Here is a 17,280-nt window from a genome sequence, read left to right on the forward strand (position 1 = left end):
CGCCGGGCGGCCGTCCGCCGCCCGGCGTGCCCTCAGTTGAGCTGCCGCTCGCGGCCCTCCCAGTACGGGGCGCGCAGCTCCCGGTGAAGGATCTTGCCGACGCCGTTGCGCGGGATGGCCTCGACCGCCACGAACCTGGTCGGGATCTTGTAGTTCGCCAGCAGCTCCCGCAGGAAGAGCCGCAGTTCCCGGGCCGACACCCGGTGGCCCGGGGCCGGCACGACGCAGGCCAGGACGGCCTCGCCCCACCGGTCGTCGGGTATGCCGATCACGGCGGCGTCGGCCACCGCCGGCGACCTGTGCAGGGCGTTCTCCACCTCGGCGGGGTAGACGTTCTCACCGGCCCGGATGATCATGTTCTTCACCCGGTCCCGCAGGTGGACGTGTCCCGCCTCGTCCAGGTGGCCGACGTCGCCGGTGTGGATCCAGCCGTCCCGGAGCGTCTCGGCGGTCGCCTCCGGACGGCCCCAGTACTCGACCATGCGCGCAGGTGTCCGCAGACAGACCTCGCCCGCGGCACCCCGGGGCAGGGCGGTGCCGGACCGGTCGACGATCTTCACCTCGAAGCCCGGGTAGGGGCGGCCGGCGGCGTGCAGCAGCGGATTGCCCGGGTAGTGCTCGGCGGGCGGCAGGCACACCGCGGTGTTGCCGGTCTCGGTGAGCCCGTAGATCTGCGCCAGCGCGCAGCCGATCTCCTCGATGCACCGCCGGAGCAGCGTCTGCGAGATCGGTGCCGCACCGTAGACGATCTTCCGTAGGGTGCGCAACGCCTCCGGCCGCCGGCCGGGTTCGTCCAGGATCAGGGACAGCAGGGCCGGAGGCGCGCACATCGTCGTCACACCGTGCCGGGGGACCAGGGCGAGGACGCCCGCGGCGGACAGCGCCGGCATGACGACCACGGTCGCGCCGGCGTTCAGCGCCTGCACCACCCACCACAGGCCCCCGACGTGCCAGCACGGCACGCCGACCAGCGTGGTGTCGCCGGGCAGGAAGTCCACCCAGTCCTCGCCGGCCGCCGCGAGCGCCTCGGCGACCGCGAAGAAGCTGCGGTGTGCGAGGACCACGCCCTTCGGGACCCCGGTGGTGCCGCTGGTGTAGAACTGCACGACCGGGTCCCCGGCCCCCTCCGTCACCGGCGCGCCCGCGCCGTCCCCCGCCCCGGTGGCCTCCTCCGCGATCAGTACGGTCGCCGAGGTGGTGAGCGCCTCCGCGGACTCGGCGAAGTCGCGCTGTACGAAGAGGACGGTGGCCCCCGAGTCGTCCAGGAGGTGCTCGACCTCCGGCGTCGTGAAACGCGAGCCGATCGGCAGGAAGACGGCACCGGTGCGGGCACAGGCGTAGAACAACTCCACCAGGAACGCGGAGTCCCGGCCGAGGTAGCCGACGCGGGTGCCCGGTTCCACGGCATGCGCGCCGAGGACCGCCGCCCACCGCGCGCTGTTCTCCCACAGCTCGCGGTAGGTGCGCCGTTCCTCGCCGCAGACCAGGGCGGGATGGTGGGGGCGCTCGCCCGCGACGGCGGCGAGCCGTGCTGTCAGGGTGTTCATGAGGTGCCGTCCTGAGGATTCGGGGACTGGACCGGCCAGTGGCGGGCGCGCCGGTAGCGGGGGACGGGCCGGCCGCCGCGGCGCCCGGCGACCTCCGGCGGGGGCTGTTCGAGGACGACGTGCGCGTTGGTGCCGCTCAGGCCGAAGGTGGAGACGGCGGCCCGGCGGGGGCCCTCCTCCCGCTCCGGCCAGGGCCGCGCGGTGTCCAGCAGCCTGACGTTGGCCGACGTCAGGTCGACCTCCGCGAGCGGAGCCTCGGCGTGCAGCGAGCGGGGGGCGAGACCGTGCCGCATGGCCAGCGCCGCCTTCAGGACACCGCCGAGCCCGCCGGGCATCTGGGTGTGCCCGATGTTCGACTTGAGCGAGCCCAGCAGAACGGGTGAGCCCGGCGGACGGTGCGCGCCGTAGGCCGCCGCCACCGCCCGCACCTCCACGGCGTCGCCCAGCGCGGTGCCGGTGCCGTGGCCCTCGACCAGGTCGACGTCGGCGGCGGTGAGGCCGGCGGACGCCAGCGCCGCCTCCATGACCTGCCGCTGGGACACGGTGGTCGGCGCGGTCAGGCCCGGCCCGGCACCGACCTGGTTCACCGCGGAGCCGCGCACGACCGCGAGCGCGGGCAGTGCGCCGCGCTCGTGGTCGGAGAGCCGTTGCAGCACCAGCGTGGCGGCGCCCTCGGCGAGGCCCCAGCCGTCGGCTCCTGCGGAGAAGGACCGGCACCGGCCGTCCGGTGAGAGCACTCCCTGCCGCCGGGAGAAACCGAACATGTCCGGGGAGGACAGCACCGCGGCCGCGGAGACCAGCGCGAGGTCGCACTCCCCGTTGCGCAGCGCGGACACCGCCTGGTGCAGGGCGACCAGCCCCGAGGAGCACGCGGTGTCGACCGTGACCGCCGGGCCGCGGAAGCCGTAGGTGTAGGACAGCCGCCCGGCGGCGAGGCTCATCGAGCTGCCGGTGGCGAGGGCGTTCAGGTCGGCCTCGGGGACCCGGGTGCGCCACTGGTCGTAGAAGTCGCTGTACGTCAGGCCCACGAACACCGCCGTGCGGCTGCCGTGCAGGGCGGGCGGGTCCAGGCCGGACCGGGTCAGCGCCTCCCACGAGGTCTCCAGCAGCAGCCGCTGCTGCGGGTCGAGCAGTGCTCCCTCCCGTGCGCCGAGCCCGAAGAAGGCCGGGTCGAAGTCGGTGATACCGGTGAGGAAACCGCCCGCCAGGCCCGGTTCGGGGTCCCACCCCCGCTCGGCCGGGGGCGGGGACACCGTCTCGCGCTCCTCGCGCACCAGCTCCCACAGGTCCTCGGGGGAGGTGACGCCTCCGGGGAACCGGCAGCCGCCGCCCAGGACGACGACGGGCTCGCTGTGCGCGGCGAGGCGCTGCCGGGTCCGGTGCAGCTCGGCCGCGGCCCGGCGCAGATAGGCGCGCAGTTCCTCCTCAGACGCCATCGGCCGCCCTTCCGCCGTCGTCGTCCAGGAAGGCGAACAGTTCCTCGTCCGAGGAGAAGTCCGGAAGGGGTGTGGGCTCCGGCGGGGCGGGGGCGGGCGGCGGGGCCGTCGCCGCCGGCCCGGCGAGGCCGAGACCCTCCAGCACCGCCTCGGCCAGCTCCGCCGGACTCGGGTGGTCGAAGACCACGGTGACCGGCAGTTTCAGCCCCGTCGCCGCGTTGAGCCGATTGCGCAGCTGCACGCCGGCCAGGGAGTCGATGCCCAGCTCGCGCAGGCGGCCGCCGGCCGGCACGTCCTCGTACGTGTCGTAGCCGCACACCTGGGCGATCACCGTGCGCACCAGATCCACCGCGGCGCTCCGCCGCTCCCGTTCCGGCACCCCGGCCAGGGCCGGACGGGGCGCGGCGGCGGTGGTGCGCCGCGAGGGGACCCGGCGGGCCAGACCGCGCAGCATCGGCGGCACCGTGTCCGCCGGCACGTCCGCCAGGTCGAGTCGCACGGTGGCCAGCGGCGCCTCGTCCGCGCCGAGGGCGGCGTCCCACAGCGCGAGCCCGTAGGGCGTGGACATCGGGACGACACCGGTGGCGCGCATCCGCCGCCGTGCCGCCTCGTCCAGGTGGCCGGTCATTCCGCCAGCCTCCGCCCACAGCCCCCACGCCAGCGACAGCGCGTGCCGCCCGTGGGCCCTGCGGTGCTGCGCCAACGCGTCGAGGAAGGTGTTGGCGGCCGCGTAGTTGGCCTGTCCGGCAGTGCCGACCACCCCGGAGGCCGAGGAGAACATCACGAAGAACGGGACGTCACCGGCGAGTTCGTGCAGGTTCCACGCCCCGCGCACCTTGGGCGCCAGCACTCTGCGCAGCCGCTCCTCGTCGAGGTCGGTGAGCAGCCCGTCGTCCAGCACACCGGCCGCGTGCACCACACCGGCGAGCGGCGGGCGCACATCGGCGAGCACCTCCGCGAGGGCGGCCCGGTCGGCGACGTCGCACGCCGCGACGGTCACCTCCGCGCCCAGCGCGGTCAGTTCGCCGACGGCGGCCTCGGTGCCCTCGGTGCCCCGGCGCCCCAGGAGCAGCAGCCGCCGGACCCCGTACCGGCGGACCAGGTGGGCGCCGACGGCCGTGCCCAGCCTGCCCAGGCCGCCGGTGATCAGCACCGTGCCGTCCGGGCCGGGACCGAGTGGGGCGGCCGGGGCCGGGGCGCGTTCCAGGCGGGGCGCCAGCAACTTCCCCGCCCTGACGGCTAGTTGCGGAAGTCCGCTGCCCAGGACCCGGCCGACGACCGGCTCGGACGGCGTGCCGGCGTCGAGGTCGAGCAGGACGAGGCCGCGGTCGGGGTGTTCGGCCTGGGCGCTGCGGACCAGGCCCCACAGCGGGGCGTGGCTCAGCCCGGACACCGGATCGCCGTCCGCGACGGCCAGGGCGTCGCGGGTCACGAGCACGAGCCGGGTGTCCGCCGTGCGCGCGTCCGCCAGCCAGTCGCGCAGGAAGGCGAGCATGCGGGCGGTGTGCCGTTCGGCGGCCTCGGCGGGCGGCCCGCCCTCGGGCGGGCACTCCAGGACCACCGCGTCGGCGCCCTCCGAGAGCGAGGGGTGCCACCTCGGTTCGCGCACGGTGACGACCGAGGGCGCGGGCTCCGGCGGCGTGCCCTCGACCTCCTGCCAGGCCACCCGGTACAGGCTCTCGTGCGCGGCGTCGGTGTCCCGCAGGAACTGGTCCGGGTCGACCGGCCGGACCAGCAGCCGCTCGACGGACAGCACCGGCTCCCCCAGCGTGTCGGTGGCGGTCAGTCGCACCTCGTCGGCGCCCACCCTGTCCAGGCGCACCCGCAGCGTGGCGGAATCGGTCCGCCCGAGCCGTACCCCCTGCCAGACGAAGGGCAGGGCGGTGCGGTCGACGCCCGCCGCCAGCGGGTGCAGGCAGGCGTCCAGCAGGGCGGGGTGGACCACGTGGTGCGCGGCCTCCGCGAGCTGCTCCGGGTCGAGCTCCACCTCGGCATGCAGGGTGTCGCCGGCCCGCCACACCGCCGTGAGCCGGCGGAAGGCCGGGCCGTAGCCGTACCGCAGGGCGGCCGCGTCGGCGTAGAGGGCGGTGACATCGACGGGCTCGGCGCCGGCCGCCGGCCGGCCCGTTCCCTCCGGGCCGGCCGCCTCGCCCTCGCCGAGGGTGCCGGAGGCGTGCCGGGTCCACGGGCGCCCGGAGGCGGCACCGGCCGGTCGTGAGTGGATCTCGACCGTGCGCGGCTCCTCCGCCCCGACGATCACCTGGAGCTCGCGCCGCGCGCCCTCGATCAGGACCAGCGGCGCCTCCAGGGCGAGTTCGTCCAGCCCGGACAGGCCGACCGCCCGTGCCGCCTGCAGGGCCAGGTCGACGAAGCCGGCTCCGGGGAAGAGCACCGTTCCGGCGACCGCGTGGTCGGCGAGCCAGGGGTGGGAGTCCAGGCCGACCTCCCCGTCCAGCAGCGTGTCGCCGGTGCCGGCGTGCGTGGAGGGCGTGCCGAGCAGGGCCCGCCGGGCGGGCGCGTCCGGCCAGTAGGGCCGCCGGTCGAAGGGATAGGTCGGCAGGACCGCCGGGTCCGGGTCCCGGCCCGTCGGCGGCAGCAGGGTGTCCCAGTCCACCTCGACACCGCCGGCATGGGCGGCGGCGACCTGGGCCAGGAAGTCCTCCGGCCCCGGCCGGTCGCGGTGCAGGGTGGGCAGGACCAGCGCGTCCTCGTGGATCTGCTGCAGCGCGGTGGTGAGCACCGGGTGCGGGCTCATCTCGATGAAGGTGCGGTTGCCCCGTGCCAGGAGGGTGCGGGCCGCGTCCTCGAACCGCACGGTCCCGCGCAGGTTGCGGAACCAGTAGCCGGCGTCGAGCGCATCGGTGTCGAGCATGTCGCCGGTGACCGTCGAACAGAACTCGACGTCGGTGACCCGCCGCGGCCGGACGGGGGCGAGGGCCTCGCGGATCGCCGCCTCGACACCGTCCACGGAGGTCGAGTGGGAGGCGTAGTCCACGGCGATCCGGCGTACCCAGACGCCCTCGGCGTCCAGTTCGGCGACCAGCTTTCCGACAGCGCCCGCCTCGCCGGAGACCACGCACGCCGCCGGGCCGTTCACCGCGGCCAGGGACAGCGCCCCCGCGTAGGGCCGCAGCCGGCGCTCGGTCTCCTCGCGGCTCAGCATCACCGCCGCCATGCCGCCCTGCCCGGCCAGAACGGTGATCGCCCTGCTGCGCAGCGTCACCGCGCGGGCGGCGTCGTCCAGCGACAGCGCACCGGCCACGTACGCCGCGGCGATCTCGCCCTGGGAATGGCCGAGCACGGCGCGGGGCCGGACGCCGTGTCGCTCCCAGAGCCGGGCCAGGCCGACGAGGACGGCGAACAGGGCCGGCTGGACCACGTCCACCCGCTCCAGAGCGGCCCCTTCGCGCAGGACCTCGGTGAGGGACCAGTCCACGTAGGGCCGGAACGCCATGTCACACTCCGCGATCCACGCGGCGAACCCGGGGGAGGAGGCGAGGAGTTCGCGGCCCATGCCGGGCCACTGCGAGCCCTGGCCCGGGAAGACGAACACCGGGCCCGGGTCGTGCCGCGCGGTGCCCACCACCGCGCGGCCGGTGTTCGTGCCGGTGGCCACCGCCTCGAGGCCGCGGACCAGTTCGTCCCGGTCGGCGCCGAACACCACGGCCCGCTCGGCGAAGTCGGTGCGGCTCCCGCGCAGGGCGCGGCCGACGGCGGCCGGATCGGCGGCCTCCTCGGCGAGCGTCCGCAGCCGGGCGGCGTAGGCGCGCAGCGCCGCCGGGGTCTTCGCGGCGAAGGCCCACACGGCGGGTCCGTCGGTGCGCTCCGGGGCGGGGCCGGGTTCGTCCGGGGACTGTTCGAGGAGGACGTGGGCGTTGGTGCCGCTGACGCCGAAGGCGGAGACGGCCGCCCGGCGGGGGCGGCCACGGTCCGGCCAGGGCTGGGTGCGGTCGGCCAGCCGCAGTGCCCCGGCCGACCAGTCGATCCGGTCCGAGGGCTTCTCGGCGTGCAGCGTTCTCGGCACCACGCCGTGCGACATCGCCAGGACGGTCTTGATCACACCGGCCACCCCGGCCGCCGCCTGGGTGTGCCCGATGTTGGATTTGACGGAGCCGAGCAGGGCCGGCCGGTCGGCGGGGCGGTGGCCGTAGGTCGCCAGCAGAGCGTGGGCCTCGATCGGGTCGCCGAGCGGTGTCCCCGTGCCGTGGGCCTCGACGACGTCGATGTCACCGGCCTCGAGCCCCGCGTTGCGCAGCGCCTTGCGGATCAGCCGCTGCTGGGCGGTGCCGTTGGGCGCGGACAGCCCGTTGGAGGCACCGTCCTGGTTGACGGCCGAACCACGCACCACGGCGAGCACCCGGCGTCCGTCCCGCCGGGCGTCGGACAGCCGTTGCAGCACGAGCACCCCGACGCCCTCGGACGGGCCGAACCCGTCGGCGCCGTCCGCGAACGAGCGGCAGCGGCCGTCGGGGGACAGGGCCTGCTCGCGGCAGAACTCCATGTGCGGGGTGAGGTCGGCCATCATGGTCACGCCGCCGGCCAGCGCCACGTCGCACTGGCCCGTGCTCAGCGACTGCGCGGCCAGGTGCAGCGAGACCAGCGAGGAGGAACAGGCGGTGTCGACGGACATGGTCGGACCCTGCAGTCCCAGCGCGTAGGCGACGCGCCCGGCGGCGACGCCGATCAGGGTGCCCGTGCTGCGGTAGCCCTCGATCCGGTCGAAGACGGGGGCGAGGGCCGTCGCGTAGCCGGAGTCGAAGATGCCGACGAACACGCCGGTCTCGGTTCCGGACAGGGAGGCGGGGTCGATGCCGGCGCGCTCCAGGGACTCCCACGAGGTCTCCAGCAGCAGCCGCTGCTGGGGGTCCATCGCCAGTGCCTCACGGGGGGAGATGCCGAAGAAGCCGGCGTCGAAGTCCTGGACCCGGTCCAGGAAGCCGCCGCCCCGCACGTAGATCCTGCCCGGTGCGGCCGGGTCCGGGTCGTAGGTGCCCTCGATGTCCCAGCCGCGGTCGGCCGGGAGGGGACCGATCCCCTCCCGGCCCTCGAGGAGCAACTGCCAGAACCGCTCGGGGGAGTCGGCGCCCCCGGGGAACCGGCAGGCCATGCCGACGATCACGACCGGATCGTCCTCGGGTGCCGCCGGTACCTTCCGGGCGCCGTCCTCCTGCTCGGTCCGTTCGGTGTGCCGGCCCTCCGGCCCCGTGTCGGCGGCGGGGCGGAGGAGCCGTTCCAGGTAGTCCGCCGCAGCGGCGGGTGTCGGTGCGTCCCAGACGACGGTCGAGGGAAGCTCGACGCCGGTGGCCCGGGAAAGGCGTTCCCGGACCTCCGCCGCGAGCAGGGAATCGACACCGTGGTCCTGGAAGGGCACGTCCGGTTCGACCTCGTCGAGAGTGTCGTACGAGAGCACCTCGGCGACCGTCGCGCGGACGAGGTCGAGCAACTCGGGCCGTCGGGTGCGGGTTCGCTGCGCAGCCATGTTCCTCGTTGTCCTCAGGCAGTGAGCTGGGGGAGCCTGGTGAAGGCGAGTTTGACGGTGCCGTCGGCGGACCCGCCCTCGTCGTCCCAGAAGGAGCACGTCGTCTCCATCGACATGACGGCCGGTCTGCCCGGACGCACCGACACGCGCGGCTCCTGGAAGACGACCTCGCCCTCGAACGCACGGGGATTGATCATCCGGCGGAATCGGCTGCCGAGCCGGTAGATCAGCACGTCCGACAGCTGCCGTTCCCAGAAGTCCGCCATCGTCCAGGTGGAGAAGGCCTCGAAGAGCCGGTCCTGGACACATTTGGCGATGAGGTAGTAACCGAGCTGGTTGTAGCAGATGTTGAACTCGACCGCGTTGAAGTGGCCGGTGTCGTCGATGTAGCAGGACTCCGCGATGCCGAACCGGCCCCGGGCGCTCACCGTGTCCGGGCGTCCGGTCACCTCGGCCTCCCGCAGGTACCGGCTGTGGTCCCGGTAGGGCCGCAGCACGCCGTCCAGCAGTTCCCGGTCGGTGGCAAGCTGCTGGGGCATCATCCGGCGACCCCGAAGAACGGGAAGTCGTCGTGCACGGTGACCCGGTACGACTGGGCGGGCTCCGGACGGGGGTTGTGCAGCGCCCGGTGCACGAGTGCCCGGTTGTCCCACAGCAGCAGGTCGCCCTCGGTGAAGCTCTGCAGGTGGATGTGCGGATCGGTGAAGCCGGTGTCGAGCTGTCCGCTGCGTTCGAGCACTTCCTGGAGGATCTCCGGAGGCAGCCGGGTGCCGTCGGGCTCGACGAAGCCGAAGGAGGCGGCCTCGCTCACGTAGAGGATCTCCTCGCCGGTCACCGGGTGCGTGAAGACGGTCGGGTGGAAGACCGGCGGGGTGACCTGCTCGATCTCGGCCTGCACCTCGTGGATGGGCCGGTACACGTCGGTGGGGCGGATCTTGAAGTAGCGGCGTGGGCTGTGCTCGACGAGGGTGCCGCGCAACCGGTCCTTCAGCCGGTCGGGCAGTTCGGCGAAGACCTTCGCCATGTCGATGTAGAAGGTACCGCGATTCGTTTTGGGCACGATCTGCGGATACGTCATCGTGATGCCGAAAGGATTCGACATGAAGGAATAGTCGGCGTGCCAGAATTTGCCGGTCTGCGGCACACCTTCGGTGCTGTCGCCCGGCTTCGTCCCCGATACGAATATTTCCGGGTGTTCCGGGTGGTGGTACATCGGTTCGTAGTACACCTCGATGGTGCCGAGTGCGCGTCCCAGGGCCACGAACTCCTTGGGCTCCAGGTGCTGGTCCTTGAGGACCAGGAGGCGGTGCCGGTAGAGGGAGGCCTTCAGTTCCGCGAGGTCGGCGTCCGAGGCGCCGGCTAACTCGAAACCGGAGATCGTGGCCCCCATGAGGCTGCCGGAATTCGGCTCTGTCTTCACGAGAAATCCTTTCCTGCGGTGACGTCCGCGGGCAGGGCGAAAAAGGCCCGACGGAAATCGTGGGCCGTGACGCCGCTTCGCGTTTCGGGGATCAGTTAAACGTGCGGTAGAGGGGGCTCGTCCCCGTACCGTTCGATTGTGATTCTGATCATGATCGACGGTGCGGCTTGACACCGGGGATCTCCACCGGGGGCTCCGGCCCGCCCGCGCTCCGTCCCGTGGGCCACGGGAGTGACCGTGCCGCCCCGGCCGTGACCCCGCGCATGCCGGTGGAAGGTAACCGGCGACTCCACCCGCCTCGCCGAAGGAGCCCCATGCGCCCCTCCCTCCTCGTCCCGGCCCTCGCCGGCGCCCTGCTTCTCACCGCCGCCCCCGCGGCCGCCGCCCGCACCGCCGCCGTGCCCGTCGACGAGATCACCGTCGACTCCACCGCCCCGCTCACCACCGCCGGGCACCCCACCCTCACCGGCAGCTACCGCTGCGCCCCCGCGGCCGGTCCCGTCTTCCTCTCCGTCTCCCTGTCCCAGGCCGACCCGCGCGTCCACCACGGCATCGGCAGCACCTCCGCCCTCTGCGACGGCGCCACCCACCGCTGGACCCGCACGGCCACCGGCACGCGCACCTATGCGGCGGGCACGGCCCACGTCCAGGTGAGCCTGGTCGAGCTCAGCGCCACGGGTCTGCCGCTGCCCCGCGTCCACCGCATCGCCGAGGGCACGGTCACGCTGACGGCCGCACCGTGAGAGCCGCAGCGCCCTGGGACGAGAGATTGGACTGACAGAATTTGTCATCTGTCATTCGTTCTCCTAGGCTGCCCGCATGACAACCGGCACACCCGCCCCGGCGCCCGCGCCCACCGCCCGTCTCGGTTCCCGCGCGCTCCACCGCGTCGGCTACGGCGCCGCCCAGCTCGACCGCCTGCTCCACCGCCGCGAGGAGGCCCTCGCGCTGGTGCGCCGCGCCGTAGAGCTGGGCGTCGACCACGTGGACACCGCCGACTTCTACGGCCACGGCTACGCCAACGACGTGCTCCGCGAGGCCCTGCGCCCCGAGGACGACGTCCTGGTCGTCACGAAGGTCGGCGCCGTCCCCGACCCCGGCGGCCCCCTGCCCCTGCGCCTCGCGCAGCGCCCCGCGGAGCTCCGGGCCGCCGTCGAGGACAATCTGCGCGGCCTGGGCGTCGAACGGCTCGACGTCGTCAACCTGCGCCGCCTGGACGTCGGCCCCGGACTGCGCGCGGAGGGCGAGCAGGTGGTCGACCTCGACGACCAGCTCGCGGAACTGCTCGCCCTGCGTGAGAAGGGCCTGATCGGCGAGATCGGCCTCAGCAGCGTCGACCTCGAGGGACTGCGCCGCACCCTGCCGGCCGGCATCGTCTGTGTGCAGAACGCCTACAGCCTGCTCTCCCGCGAGGACGAGGAGATGCTGCGGCTGTGCGAGGCCGAGAACATCGCCTGGGTCCCGTTCTTCCCCCTGGGCGGCGCCTTCTTCCCGGACGTCCCCAAGGTCACCGAGGAGCCCCTGGTGCGCCGGGTGGCCGAATCGCTGGACGTGACGCCCTCTCAGGTCGGTCTCGCCTGGCTGCTGCACCACGCGCCGAACGTGCTCCTCATCCCCGGCACCGCCGACGCCGCCCACCTCGAGGCCAACCTGGCGACCGCGCACGTCACGCTCGACGCCGAGACCCTGGCCGCCCTGGACGCACTCGCGTCCGCCCCCGCCGACGCCCGGAAATGACCAGCGGCTTCCGCGTGTTGTCACCCGCGCACCGCGTCACCGAAGCCATCACCGACACAGCGCTCACCGACCCGAACACCCCACGCCACGTCCGACCGCGCGCATGACGGCGGACGAGGACAAGCACAAGGACGAAGGACGGATCATGAAGGCCATCATCTACCGCGCCAACGGCGGCCCCGAGGTACTCGAACTCGTCGAGCGCGACCTGCCCGAGCCCGGACCCGGCGAGGTCCGCGTGCGCGTCGCCGTCTCCGGCGTCAACCCGACCGACTGGAAGGCCCGCCAGGGCGCCAACGGCTCCCTGGCGTTCCCCGAGTACACCCCGCACCACGACGCCGGCGGCGTGATCGACGCCGTGGGCGAGGGCGTGGACGCCGGCCGCGTCGGACAGCGGGTCTGGCTCCACATGGCCGCCGGCGGACGCCCCACCGGCACCGCCGCCGAGTACACGGTCGTTCCCGTCGAGCGGACCGCCCCGCTCCCCGACGAGGTCGGCTTCGACGTCGCCGCCGCGCTCGGCGTTCCCGCGCTCACCGCCCACCGCGCGCTCACCGTCGCCGAGGACGCGCCGGACCGGCTGTCGCCGGGCGCGCTGGAGGGCAAGGTCGTGCTCGCCGCGGGCGGCGCCGGCGCGGTCGGGCACGCCGTGATCCAGCTCGCCCGCTGGGCCGGGGCCACCGTGATCAGCACGGTCAGCGGCCCCGAGAAGGCGCGGCTGGCCAAGGCCGCCGGCGCCGACCACGTGGTCAACTACCGCGAGGGCGACCCGGCCGCCGAGATCCGCGCCCTCGCCCCGAACGGCGTCGACATCGTCGCCGAGGTCGCCCTCGGCGCCAACCTCGACCTCGACCTGGCCGTCCTCGCGACCCGCGGCACGATCGCCACGTACGCCAACGACGGCAACAAGCCGGTCGCGCTCGACGTGCGCCAGAACATGACCCTCAACACGAGGTTCCAGTTCCTGGTCCTCTACACGGTCGGCCCGAAGGCGCTCGCCGCCGGCGCCGAGGACGTCTCCGCCGCCCTGCGCGACGGCGCCCTCCCGGTCGGCGAGGAGCACGGCCTGCCCCTGCACCGCTTCCCGCTCGACCGCACCGCCGAGGCCCAACGCGCGGTGGCGGAGGGCGCGGTCGGCAAGGTCCTGGTGGACGTGGCTCCGTGACGCACCGGCGGGGGCGGCGACGCACGCCGTCCTCGCCGGCGGTTCAGCGGCGCGAGCCCGCCGCCAGCGCCGTGAACGCGGCCCAGGCGTCCCGGGACACGGCCAGCGCGCGCCGGTCCGTATCCTTGGAGTCCCGGACGAGGACGGCCGCGGTGCGCACGGCGACCTCGACGCAGTTGTCACCGGAGCTGCCGCTGTAACTGCTCTTGAACCATGCCAGTTCAGTTTCAGTGGTACTCATAGCGCTCCTCGCATCTGCTCCAGCAGGCTCACCGTGGCCTCACGGCCGAGGGCCTGTGAACGCAGCTTGCCATAGCGCTGGAGCATGGCGCTTACGTCCTTCGGCGCTGTGATGAGAACGCTCGACTGCTGGCCCTCGGAGTAGCCCACCCACTCGTGCCGGGACGTCTCGGCCAGGTACATCAAGCCGTCGATGCCCGCGTGGTCGTACTGACGCAGAGGCATCACCTGGAGCTCGACGTTCCTTCGAGACCCCTGCTCCAGCAGGTGCTCCAGCAGGTGCCGGGTGACCGTCGGGCCGCCCATGTGCCTCTCCAGCAAGGCCTGTTCGATGACGAAGCTGAAGGCCGTGTGAGATCGCTCGGTCAGCAGCTGCTGGCGTTCCAGCCGTGCCGCGACCTGATGCTCGATCTGTTCCTCGGACAACGGAGGCAGCCGCCGCTCGAAGATCGCGCGGATGTACGGCTCAGGCTGCAACAGCCCGGGAACGGCACGGCATTCGTACGCGTAGAGCGACACCGCCTCCTCCTCGACCGCCGCCCACTGCCGGAACCACGACGCCAGCCCCGCCTTCCGCGTGAGGCTCTTCGCCGCCGCCCTCAAGACCCGTCCCGCGACCGCGCCCAGCACCTCCTCTGCGCGGTCCAGCAGGTCCCTCGGCGGGAACCGTTTGCCCTGTTCGATCTTCGCGACGTACGCGACCGAGTACCGCACCAGCGGCGCGAACTGCTCCTGAGTCAGGCGTGCCTCCTCCCGCAGGACCTTGAGGACCGCCCCGAACGTCCGCAGGCTGTCCGAGAGTTCCGGCTCGCAGCCACCGCCCCCGCCCTGCCCCGCTTTCCCGCCGCCGTTGCCCGTCGCCATCGCGGCCGCCTTCATCCGTGCCGCCGGGCCGTGTGTGTGCCGGGCCCGACGCCTGCCGTACCGTCCGCCGTCCGCGCTGCGCCACGCTCGGCGCATGCATCGTCACGTACAGCGACCGGTCCGGTCCAGTGGGCCGACCAGTACAGCGCGATCTGTATCGGCCGCGGACCTGCCGGACGGCCGGAGCACCTCGGCAGGTTGGACCGCATGCCGATCCCTCACGTCCGAAGCGCCGTCCCGGTGGACGCGTTCCGTCAGCGCTTCTCCGCCACCCGCCGTGGTGCCCGCCTCGCCCGGCTGCTCGCCGCGCATCAGCTCGCCGAGTGGGGCCTCCCGCACGGCACCGAGGCGCACGACACCGCCGTACTGGTCGTCGCGGAACTCGCCGCGAACGCGGTCCTCCACGGCCGGGTCTCGGGACGGGACTTCGCCCTGTCCCTGCTCCGCGACGAGACCCGGGGCACGCTCCGGATCGAGGTCACCGACACCCACCCCGCCTTCCCGGTGCGCGGGACCCCCGCCCCCGAGGAGGACGCGGGACGCGGACTGCTCCTCGTCGAGGCACTCGCCACCGACTGGGGCGTACAGGGCCGCCCCGGCCCGGGCAAGACGGTGTGGGCGCTGTGCCCCCTGCCCCAGGGCGCCCGGCTCGGTCCTCGACTGGGGTCCGAGGCCCGCGAGGGGTTCAGGCCGGCAGCAGGACCGGCTTGACGGCCTCGCCGCTCTCGACCGCCTGGGTCCAGGCGTCGATGTCACTCAACGGGAAGGTGGTCACCAGCCGGTCGACCGGCAGGTCCCCGCGTTCCGCCATGGCCACCAGACGGGGGATGAGTTCGTGGGGGCGCGACGCTCCCTCCACCACGCCGACGAGGCGTTTACTGCCATTGACCAGGTCCATGACGTCCAGCGGGACGGTGGTGCCGGCCCGGGCGGTCCCCACGACGGCGATGGTGCCGCCACTCGCGAGGGCCCGGATGCCGTCCCCCAGCGCCGCCGGAGACCCGCTGCTCTCCACGATGTGAGAGGCGCCGCCGCCGAGTATCGACCGCACCCCTTCGTCGGTGGCGCCACGGGACGCGTTGACCACATGCGTGGCGCCGACATCGAGGGCCAGGTCCAGCCGGCTGTCACGGGTGTCCACGGCGATCACCGTGCGGTTTTCCAGGGCGGCCGTCATCACCGCCGACAGGCCCACGGCACCGGCGCCGATCACCACCACCGGCGCCGTGGGCGCGGGCGCGAGGACGTTCAGGACACTGCCCGCCCCGGTCTGCACCGCGCAGCCGAAGGGCGCGAGCAGCCGTGCGGGAAGGTCGGTGTCGACGACGACCGCGTTGCGCTCGTTCACCAACGCATGTGTGGCGAACGCCGACTGACCGAAGAAGTTCCCGTTCACCGGCTCGCCGTCGCGCCACAGGCGCGCGGTGCCGTCCTCGCGGGTACCCGCGGTGAAGTTGCGGGACACGAACCGGTGACACTGGCTGGGGACACCGGCCCGGCAGGGGCCGCAGCGCCCGCAGGAGTCGAAGGTCAGCACGACCCGGTCGCCGGGCCGCAGCCCGGTCACCGAACCGCCCACTTCCTCGACCGTTCCGGTGCCCTCGTGGCCGGCCACCAGCGGTGCCGGGACCGGCAGCGCGCCGGTCCGTGCCTGGACGTCGGCGTGGCACACGCCCACGGCGTCGATCCGTATCAGGGCCTCGTCGGCCCTCGGCGCGTCGATCTCCAGCTCGGCAAGGGCGAACGGTGCGCCGGCGGCGTCGGCCACGGCCGCGGTGACGCGACGCCGCGCGCCCACCGCGGCACCGCTCGGGTCCGGCCCGGAAGGTAGGTGCGGTGCGGAAGAGATGGTGTTCACCTCTCTCAATCAGAACGACGGCAGCCGACGCTCACCGCTCTGCACGGTGACGGCGATCTGGTCGGTGAAGTCGTGAAGGGAATGGGGACCGCTGCGGCCCCAACCGCTGTCGCGCACACCACCGATCGGCGCCTGTATCTCGTCGTCGATGGTGGGCAGGTTGATACGCACCGAGCCGGCCCGGATACGCTCCGACAGACGGACGGCACGATGGGTGTCCCCGGAGATGATCGCCGAAGTGAGCCCGTACTCGAGGCGGTTGGCGAGGTCGACGGCCTCGTCGGCGCTCTCGACCGACCGTACGACGACCACCGGTCCGAACGTCTCCTCCACCGAGACGGCCGCGTCGTCCGGCACGTCCGCCAGAACGGTGGGGGCGTAGACCGGCCCGTCATGGGTGCCGCCGGTCAGCAGCCGGGCTCCCTTCGCCACGGCGTCCCGCACGCGCTCGTCGACGCGGCTCAGAGCCTCGGGTGTGATCAACGGTCCGATGAAGGTCTCCTCCTCCAGCGGGGAGCCGGCCCGCAGGGCGCCGGCCTTGGCCACCAGCCGCTCGACGAACACGTCGTACAGGTCCCGGTGGACGAGGATCGTCCGCGCGTTGAGGCAGATCTGCCCCTGGTGGAAGAAGGCGCTGAACGCGGCCACGCGCACCGCGTAGTCGAGATCGGCGTCGTCCAGGACGATCAACGGGTTGTACCCGCCGAGTTCCATGACCGACCGCTTCAGCGCCGCGCCGGCACGCTCGGCCAGCATGCGTCCGGTGGGGACGCTGCCGATGAAGTTGACGCAGCGCACCGCGGGATTCTCGAAGAACTCGTCGGCGATCGGGCCCGCCTCACCGGGACCGTGCGTCACCACGTTGACCACCCCGGCCGGCAGACCGGCCTCGTGGAGGATCTCGGCTACCTGGATGCCCGCCGAGACGGGCGCCAACTCGGTGGGCTTGACCACGACCGTGTTACCGGCGACGAGCGGCGAGAGGATCGCGCGCCAGGCCAGGATCTGCGCCCCGTTCCAGGGGGTGAAACTGGCGACCACCCCGAGCGGACGGCGCACCACGGTCTGTGTGGTGTCCGGGAAATCGGAGGGCAGCACTTCACCGGCGGGGAGGTAGGCCCAGCCCGCCGCCTGTTCGATGAGCTGTATGACCAGGCCGAGCTGGAAGCGGCCGTTGAGCAGCGTGGTCCCGGTCTCCCTGGCCATCGTCTCGGCCAGTTCCTCGCTGCGCCGCTCCACGATGGCCGCGGCCCTGCGCAGGATGCCGGCTTTCTCGGCCGGAGTGGTTCGGGCCCAGGCAGGAAAGGCCCGGTCGGCGGCGGTGATCGCCGCCGCCGTCTCCGCGCGCCCGCAACGGGCGGCGACGGCGAAGACCTCCTCCGTCCACGGGTCGAAGTCCTCGAATGTTCCGGCCTCTGCCGTGAGCCACTTGCCGTCACTGAAATACCCGTATTCGGAGGGCCCCTTTCGTGGCTGTCCCGTCCGCGATGCCGACGACGAGGATGCGGTCCGGTGATTCATCGTTGTCCTCCAG

Annotated in this window: 13 protein-coding genes; 4 read left to right on the top strand and 9 right to left on the bottom strand. The window is 73.4% G+C overall.

What is annotated here, in order from left to right; genetic code table 11:
- Positions 1-32: 32 nt before the first annotated feature.
- Genes OHB09_RS25645 through scoE form a run of 5 tightly spaced genes read right to left on the bottom strand, consistent with a single transcriptional unit; the run spans position 33 to position 9,882 of the window.
- Positions 33-1,547 carry a long-chain-fatty-acid--CoA ligase gene (locus OHB09_RS25645; protein WP_328922597.1) on the bottom strand — a complete coding sequence of 505 codons (1,515 nt, stop codon included), beginning with the start codon at positions 1,545-1,547 and terminating at the stop codon, positions 33-35.
- On the bottom strand, positions 1,544-2,983 hold the full coding sequence (locus OHB09_RS25650; RefSeq protein WP_328922598.1) for a beta-ketoacyl synthase N-terminal-like domain-containing protein: 1,440 nt from the start codon (positions 2,981-2,983) through the stop codon (positions 1,544-1,546). Before OHB09_RS25650 ends, OHB09_RS25645 begins: the two co-directional genes overlap by 4 nt.
- Positions 2,973-8,462, bottom strand: a complete 5,490-nt coding sequence (locus tag OHB09_RS25655; RefSeq protein WP_328922599.1) for a type I polyketide synthase — start codon at positions 8,460-8,462, stop codon at positions 2,973-2,975. The genes OHB09_RS25650 and OHB09_RS25655 overlap by 11 nt, the downstream gene beginning before the upstream one ends.
- A 14-nt stretch (positions 8,463-8,476) precedes the next feature.
- Positions 8,477-9,001, bottom strand: coding sequence for an FcoT family thioesterase (locus OHB09_RS25660; RefSeq protein ID WP_328922600.1), 525 nt, complete (start codon positions 8,999-9,001; stop codon positions 8,477-8,479).
- Complete coding sequence (gene scoE, locus OHB09_RS25665; protein WP_328922601.1) at positions 9,001-9,882, bottom strand: (3R)-3-[(carboxymethyl)amino]fatty acid oxygenase/decarboxylase; 882 nt, start codon at positions 9,880-9,882, stop codon at positions 9,001-9,003. The genes OHB09_RS25660 and scoE overlap by 1 nt, the downstream gene beginning before the upstream one ends.
- Positions 9,883-10,196: 314 nt before the next feature.
- Between scoE and OHB09_RS25670 the strand changes: the two genes are divergently transcribed.
- The 3 genes from OHB09_RS25670 (at position 10,197) to OHB09_RS25680 (ending at position 12,784) form a co-directional block, all read left to right on the top strand.
- Entirely contained in the window at positions 10,197-10,625 is a 429-nt protein-coding gene (locus tag OHB09_RS25670) for a DUF6299 family protein (protein WP_328922602.1), read from the top strand.
- A gap of 76 nt (positions 10,626-10,701) precedes the next feature.
- Positions 10,702-11,619, top strand: a complete 918-nt coding sequence (locus tag OHB09_RS25675; protein WP_234525346.1) for an aldo/keto reductase — start codon at positions 10,702-10,704, stop codon at positions 11,617-11,619.
- Positions 11,620-11,722: 103 nt separating this feature from the next.
- Positions 11,723-12,784, top strand: a complete 1,062-nt coding sequence (locus OHB09_RS25680; RefSeq protein ID WP_318295060.1) for an NADPH:quinone reductase — start codon at positions 11,723-11,725, stop codon at positions 12,782-12,784.
- A gap of 43 nt (positions 12,785-12,827) precedes the next feature.
- Here OHB09_RS25680 and OHB09_RS25685 read toward each other — a convergent pair whose 3' ends face one another.
- The gene (locus OHB09_RS25685; protein ID WP_006142751.1) at positions 12,828-13,025 is read right to left on the bottom strand and encodes a DUF397 domain-containing protein; all 198 of its coding nucleotides are present in this window, start codon (positions 13,023-13,025) and stop codon (positions 12,828-12,830) included.
- The gene (locus OHB09_RS25690; protein ID WP_191889700.1) at positions 13,022-13,888 is read right to left on the bottom strand and encodes a helix-turn-helix domain-containing protein; all 867 of its coding nucleotides are present in this window, start codon (positions 13,886-13,888) and stop codon (positions 13,022-13,024) included. Before OHB09_RS25690 ends, OHB09_RS25685 begins: the two co-directional genes overlap by 4 nt.
- Before the next feature lie 207 nt (positions 13,889-14,095).
- Here OHB09_RS25690 and OHB09_RS25695 point away from each other — a divergent pair, with 207 nt between their 5' ends.
- A complete protein-coding gene (locus tag OHB09_RS25695) occupies positions 14,096-14,599 on the top strand; it encodes an ATP-binding protein (protein WP_319116021.1) in 504 nt (167 codons plus the stop codon).
- On the opposite strand, the gene OHB09_RS25700 is transcribed toward OHB09_RS25695, so the two are convergent.
- Together OHB09_RS25700 and OHB09_RS25705 are read right to left on the bottom strand one after the other, a co-directional pair.
- Entirely contained in the window at positions 14,574-15,686 is a 1,113-nt protein-coding gene (locus tag OHB09_RS25700; protein ID WP_040896492.1) for an NAD(P)-dependent alcohol dehydrogenase, read from the bottom strand. The genes OHB09_RS25695 and OHB09_RS25700 overlap by 26 nt on opposite strands.
- Before the next feature lie 69 nt (positions 15,687-15,755).
- Complete coding sequence (locus tag OHB09_RS25705; RefSeq protein WP_006142756.1) at positions 15,756-17,267, bottom strand: aldehyde dehydrogenase family protein; 1,512 nt, start codon at positions 17,265-17,267, stop codon at positions 15,756-15,758.
- Between the last annotated feature and the right edge of the window lie 13 nt (positions 17,268-17,280).

Origin of the sequence: Streptomyces griseoaurantiacus (assembly GCF_036189845.1) — a bacterium.
Classification (GTDB): domain Bacteria; phylum Actinomycetota; class Actinomycetes; order Streptomycetales; family Streptomycetaceae; genus Streptomyces; species Streptomyces griseoaurantiacus.

Bases quoted from the DNA above. Each gene is read 5' to 3' on its own strand.
- OHB09_RS25645 (WP_328922597.1), bottom strand. From the start codon at position 1,547: ATGAACACCCTGACAGCACGGCTCGCCGCCGTCGCGGGCGAGCGCCCC.
- OHB09_RS25650 (WP_328922598.1), bottom strand. From the start codon at position 2,983: ATGGCGTCTGAGGAGGAACTGCGCGCCTATCTGCGCCGGGCCGCGGCC.
- OHB09_RS25655 (WP_328922599.1), bottom strand. From the start codon at position 8,462: ATGGCTGCGCAGCGAACCCGCACCCGACGGCCCGAGTTGCTCGACCTC.
- OHB09_RS25660 (WP_328922600.1), bottom strand. From the start codon at position 9,001: ATGCCCCAGCAGCTTGCCACCGACCGGGAACTGCTGGACGGCGTGCTG.
- OHB09_RS25670 (WP_328922602.1), top strand. From the start codon at position 10,197: ATGCGCCCCTCCCTCCTCGTCCCGGCCCTCGCCGGCGCCCTGCTTCTC.
- OHB09_RS25675 (WP_234525346.1), top strand. From the start codon at position 10,702: ATGACAACCGGCACACCCGCCCCGGCGCCCGCGCCCACCGCCCGTCTC.
- OHB09_RS25680 (WP_318295060.1), top strand. From the start codon at position 11,723: ATGACGGCGGACGAGGACAAGCACAAGGACGAAGGACGGATCATGAAG.
- OHB09_RS25685 (WP_006142751.1), bottom strand. From the start codon at position 13,025: ATGAGTACCACTGAAACTGAACTGGCATGGTTCAAGAGCAGTTACAGC.
- OHB09_RS25690 (WP_191889700.1), bottom strand. From the start codon at position 13,888: ATGGCGACGGGCAACGGCGGCGGGAAAGCGGGGCAGGGCGGGGGCGGT.
- OHB09_RS25695 (WP_319116021.1), top strand. From the start codon at position 14,096: ATGCCGATCCCTCACGTCCGAAGCGCCGTCCCGGTGGACGCGTTCCGT.
- OHB09_RS25705 (WP_006142756.1), bottom strand. From the start codon at position 17,267: ATGAATCACCGGACCGCATCCTCGTCGTCGGCATCGCGGACGGGACAG.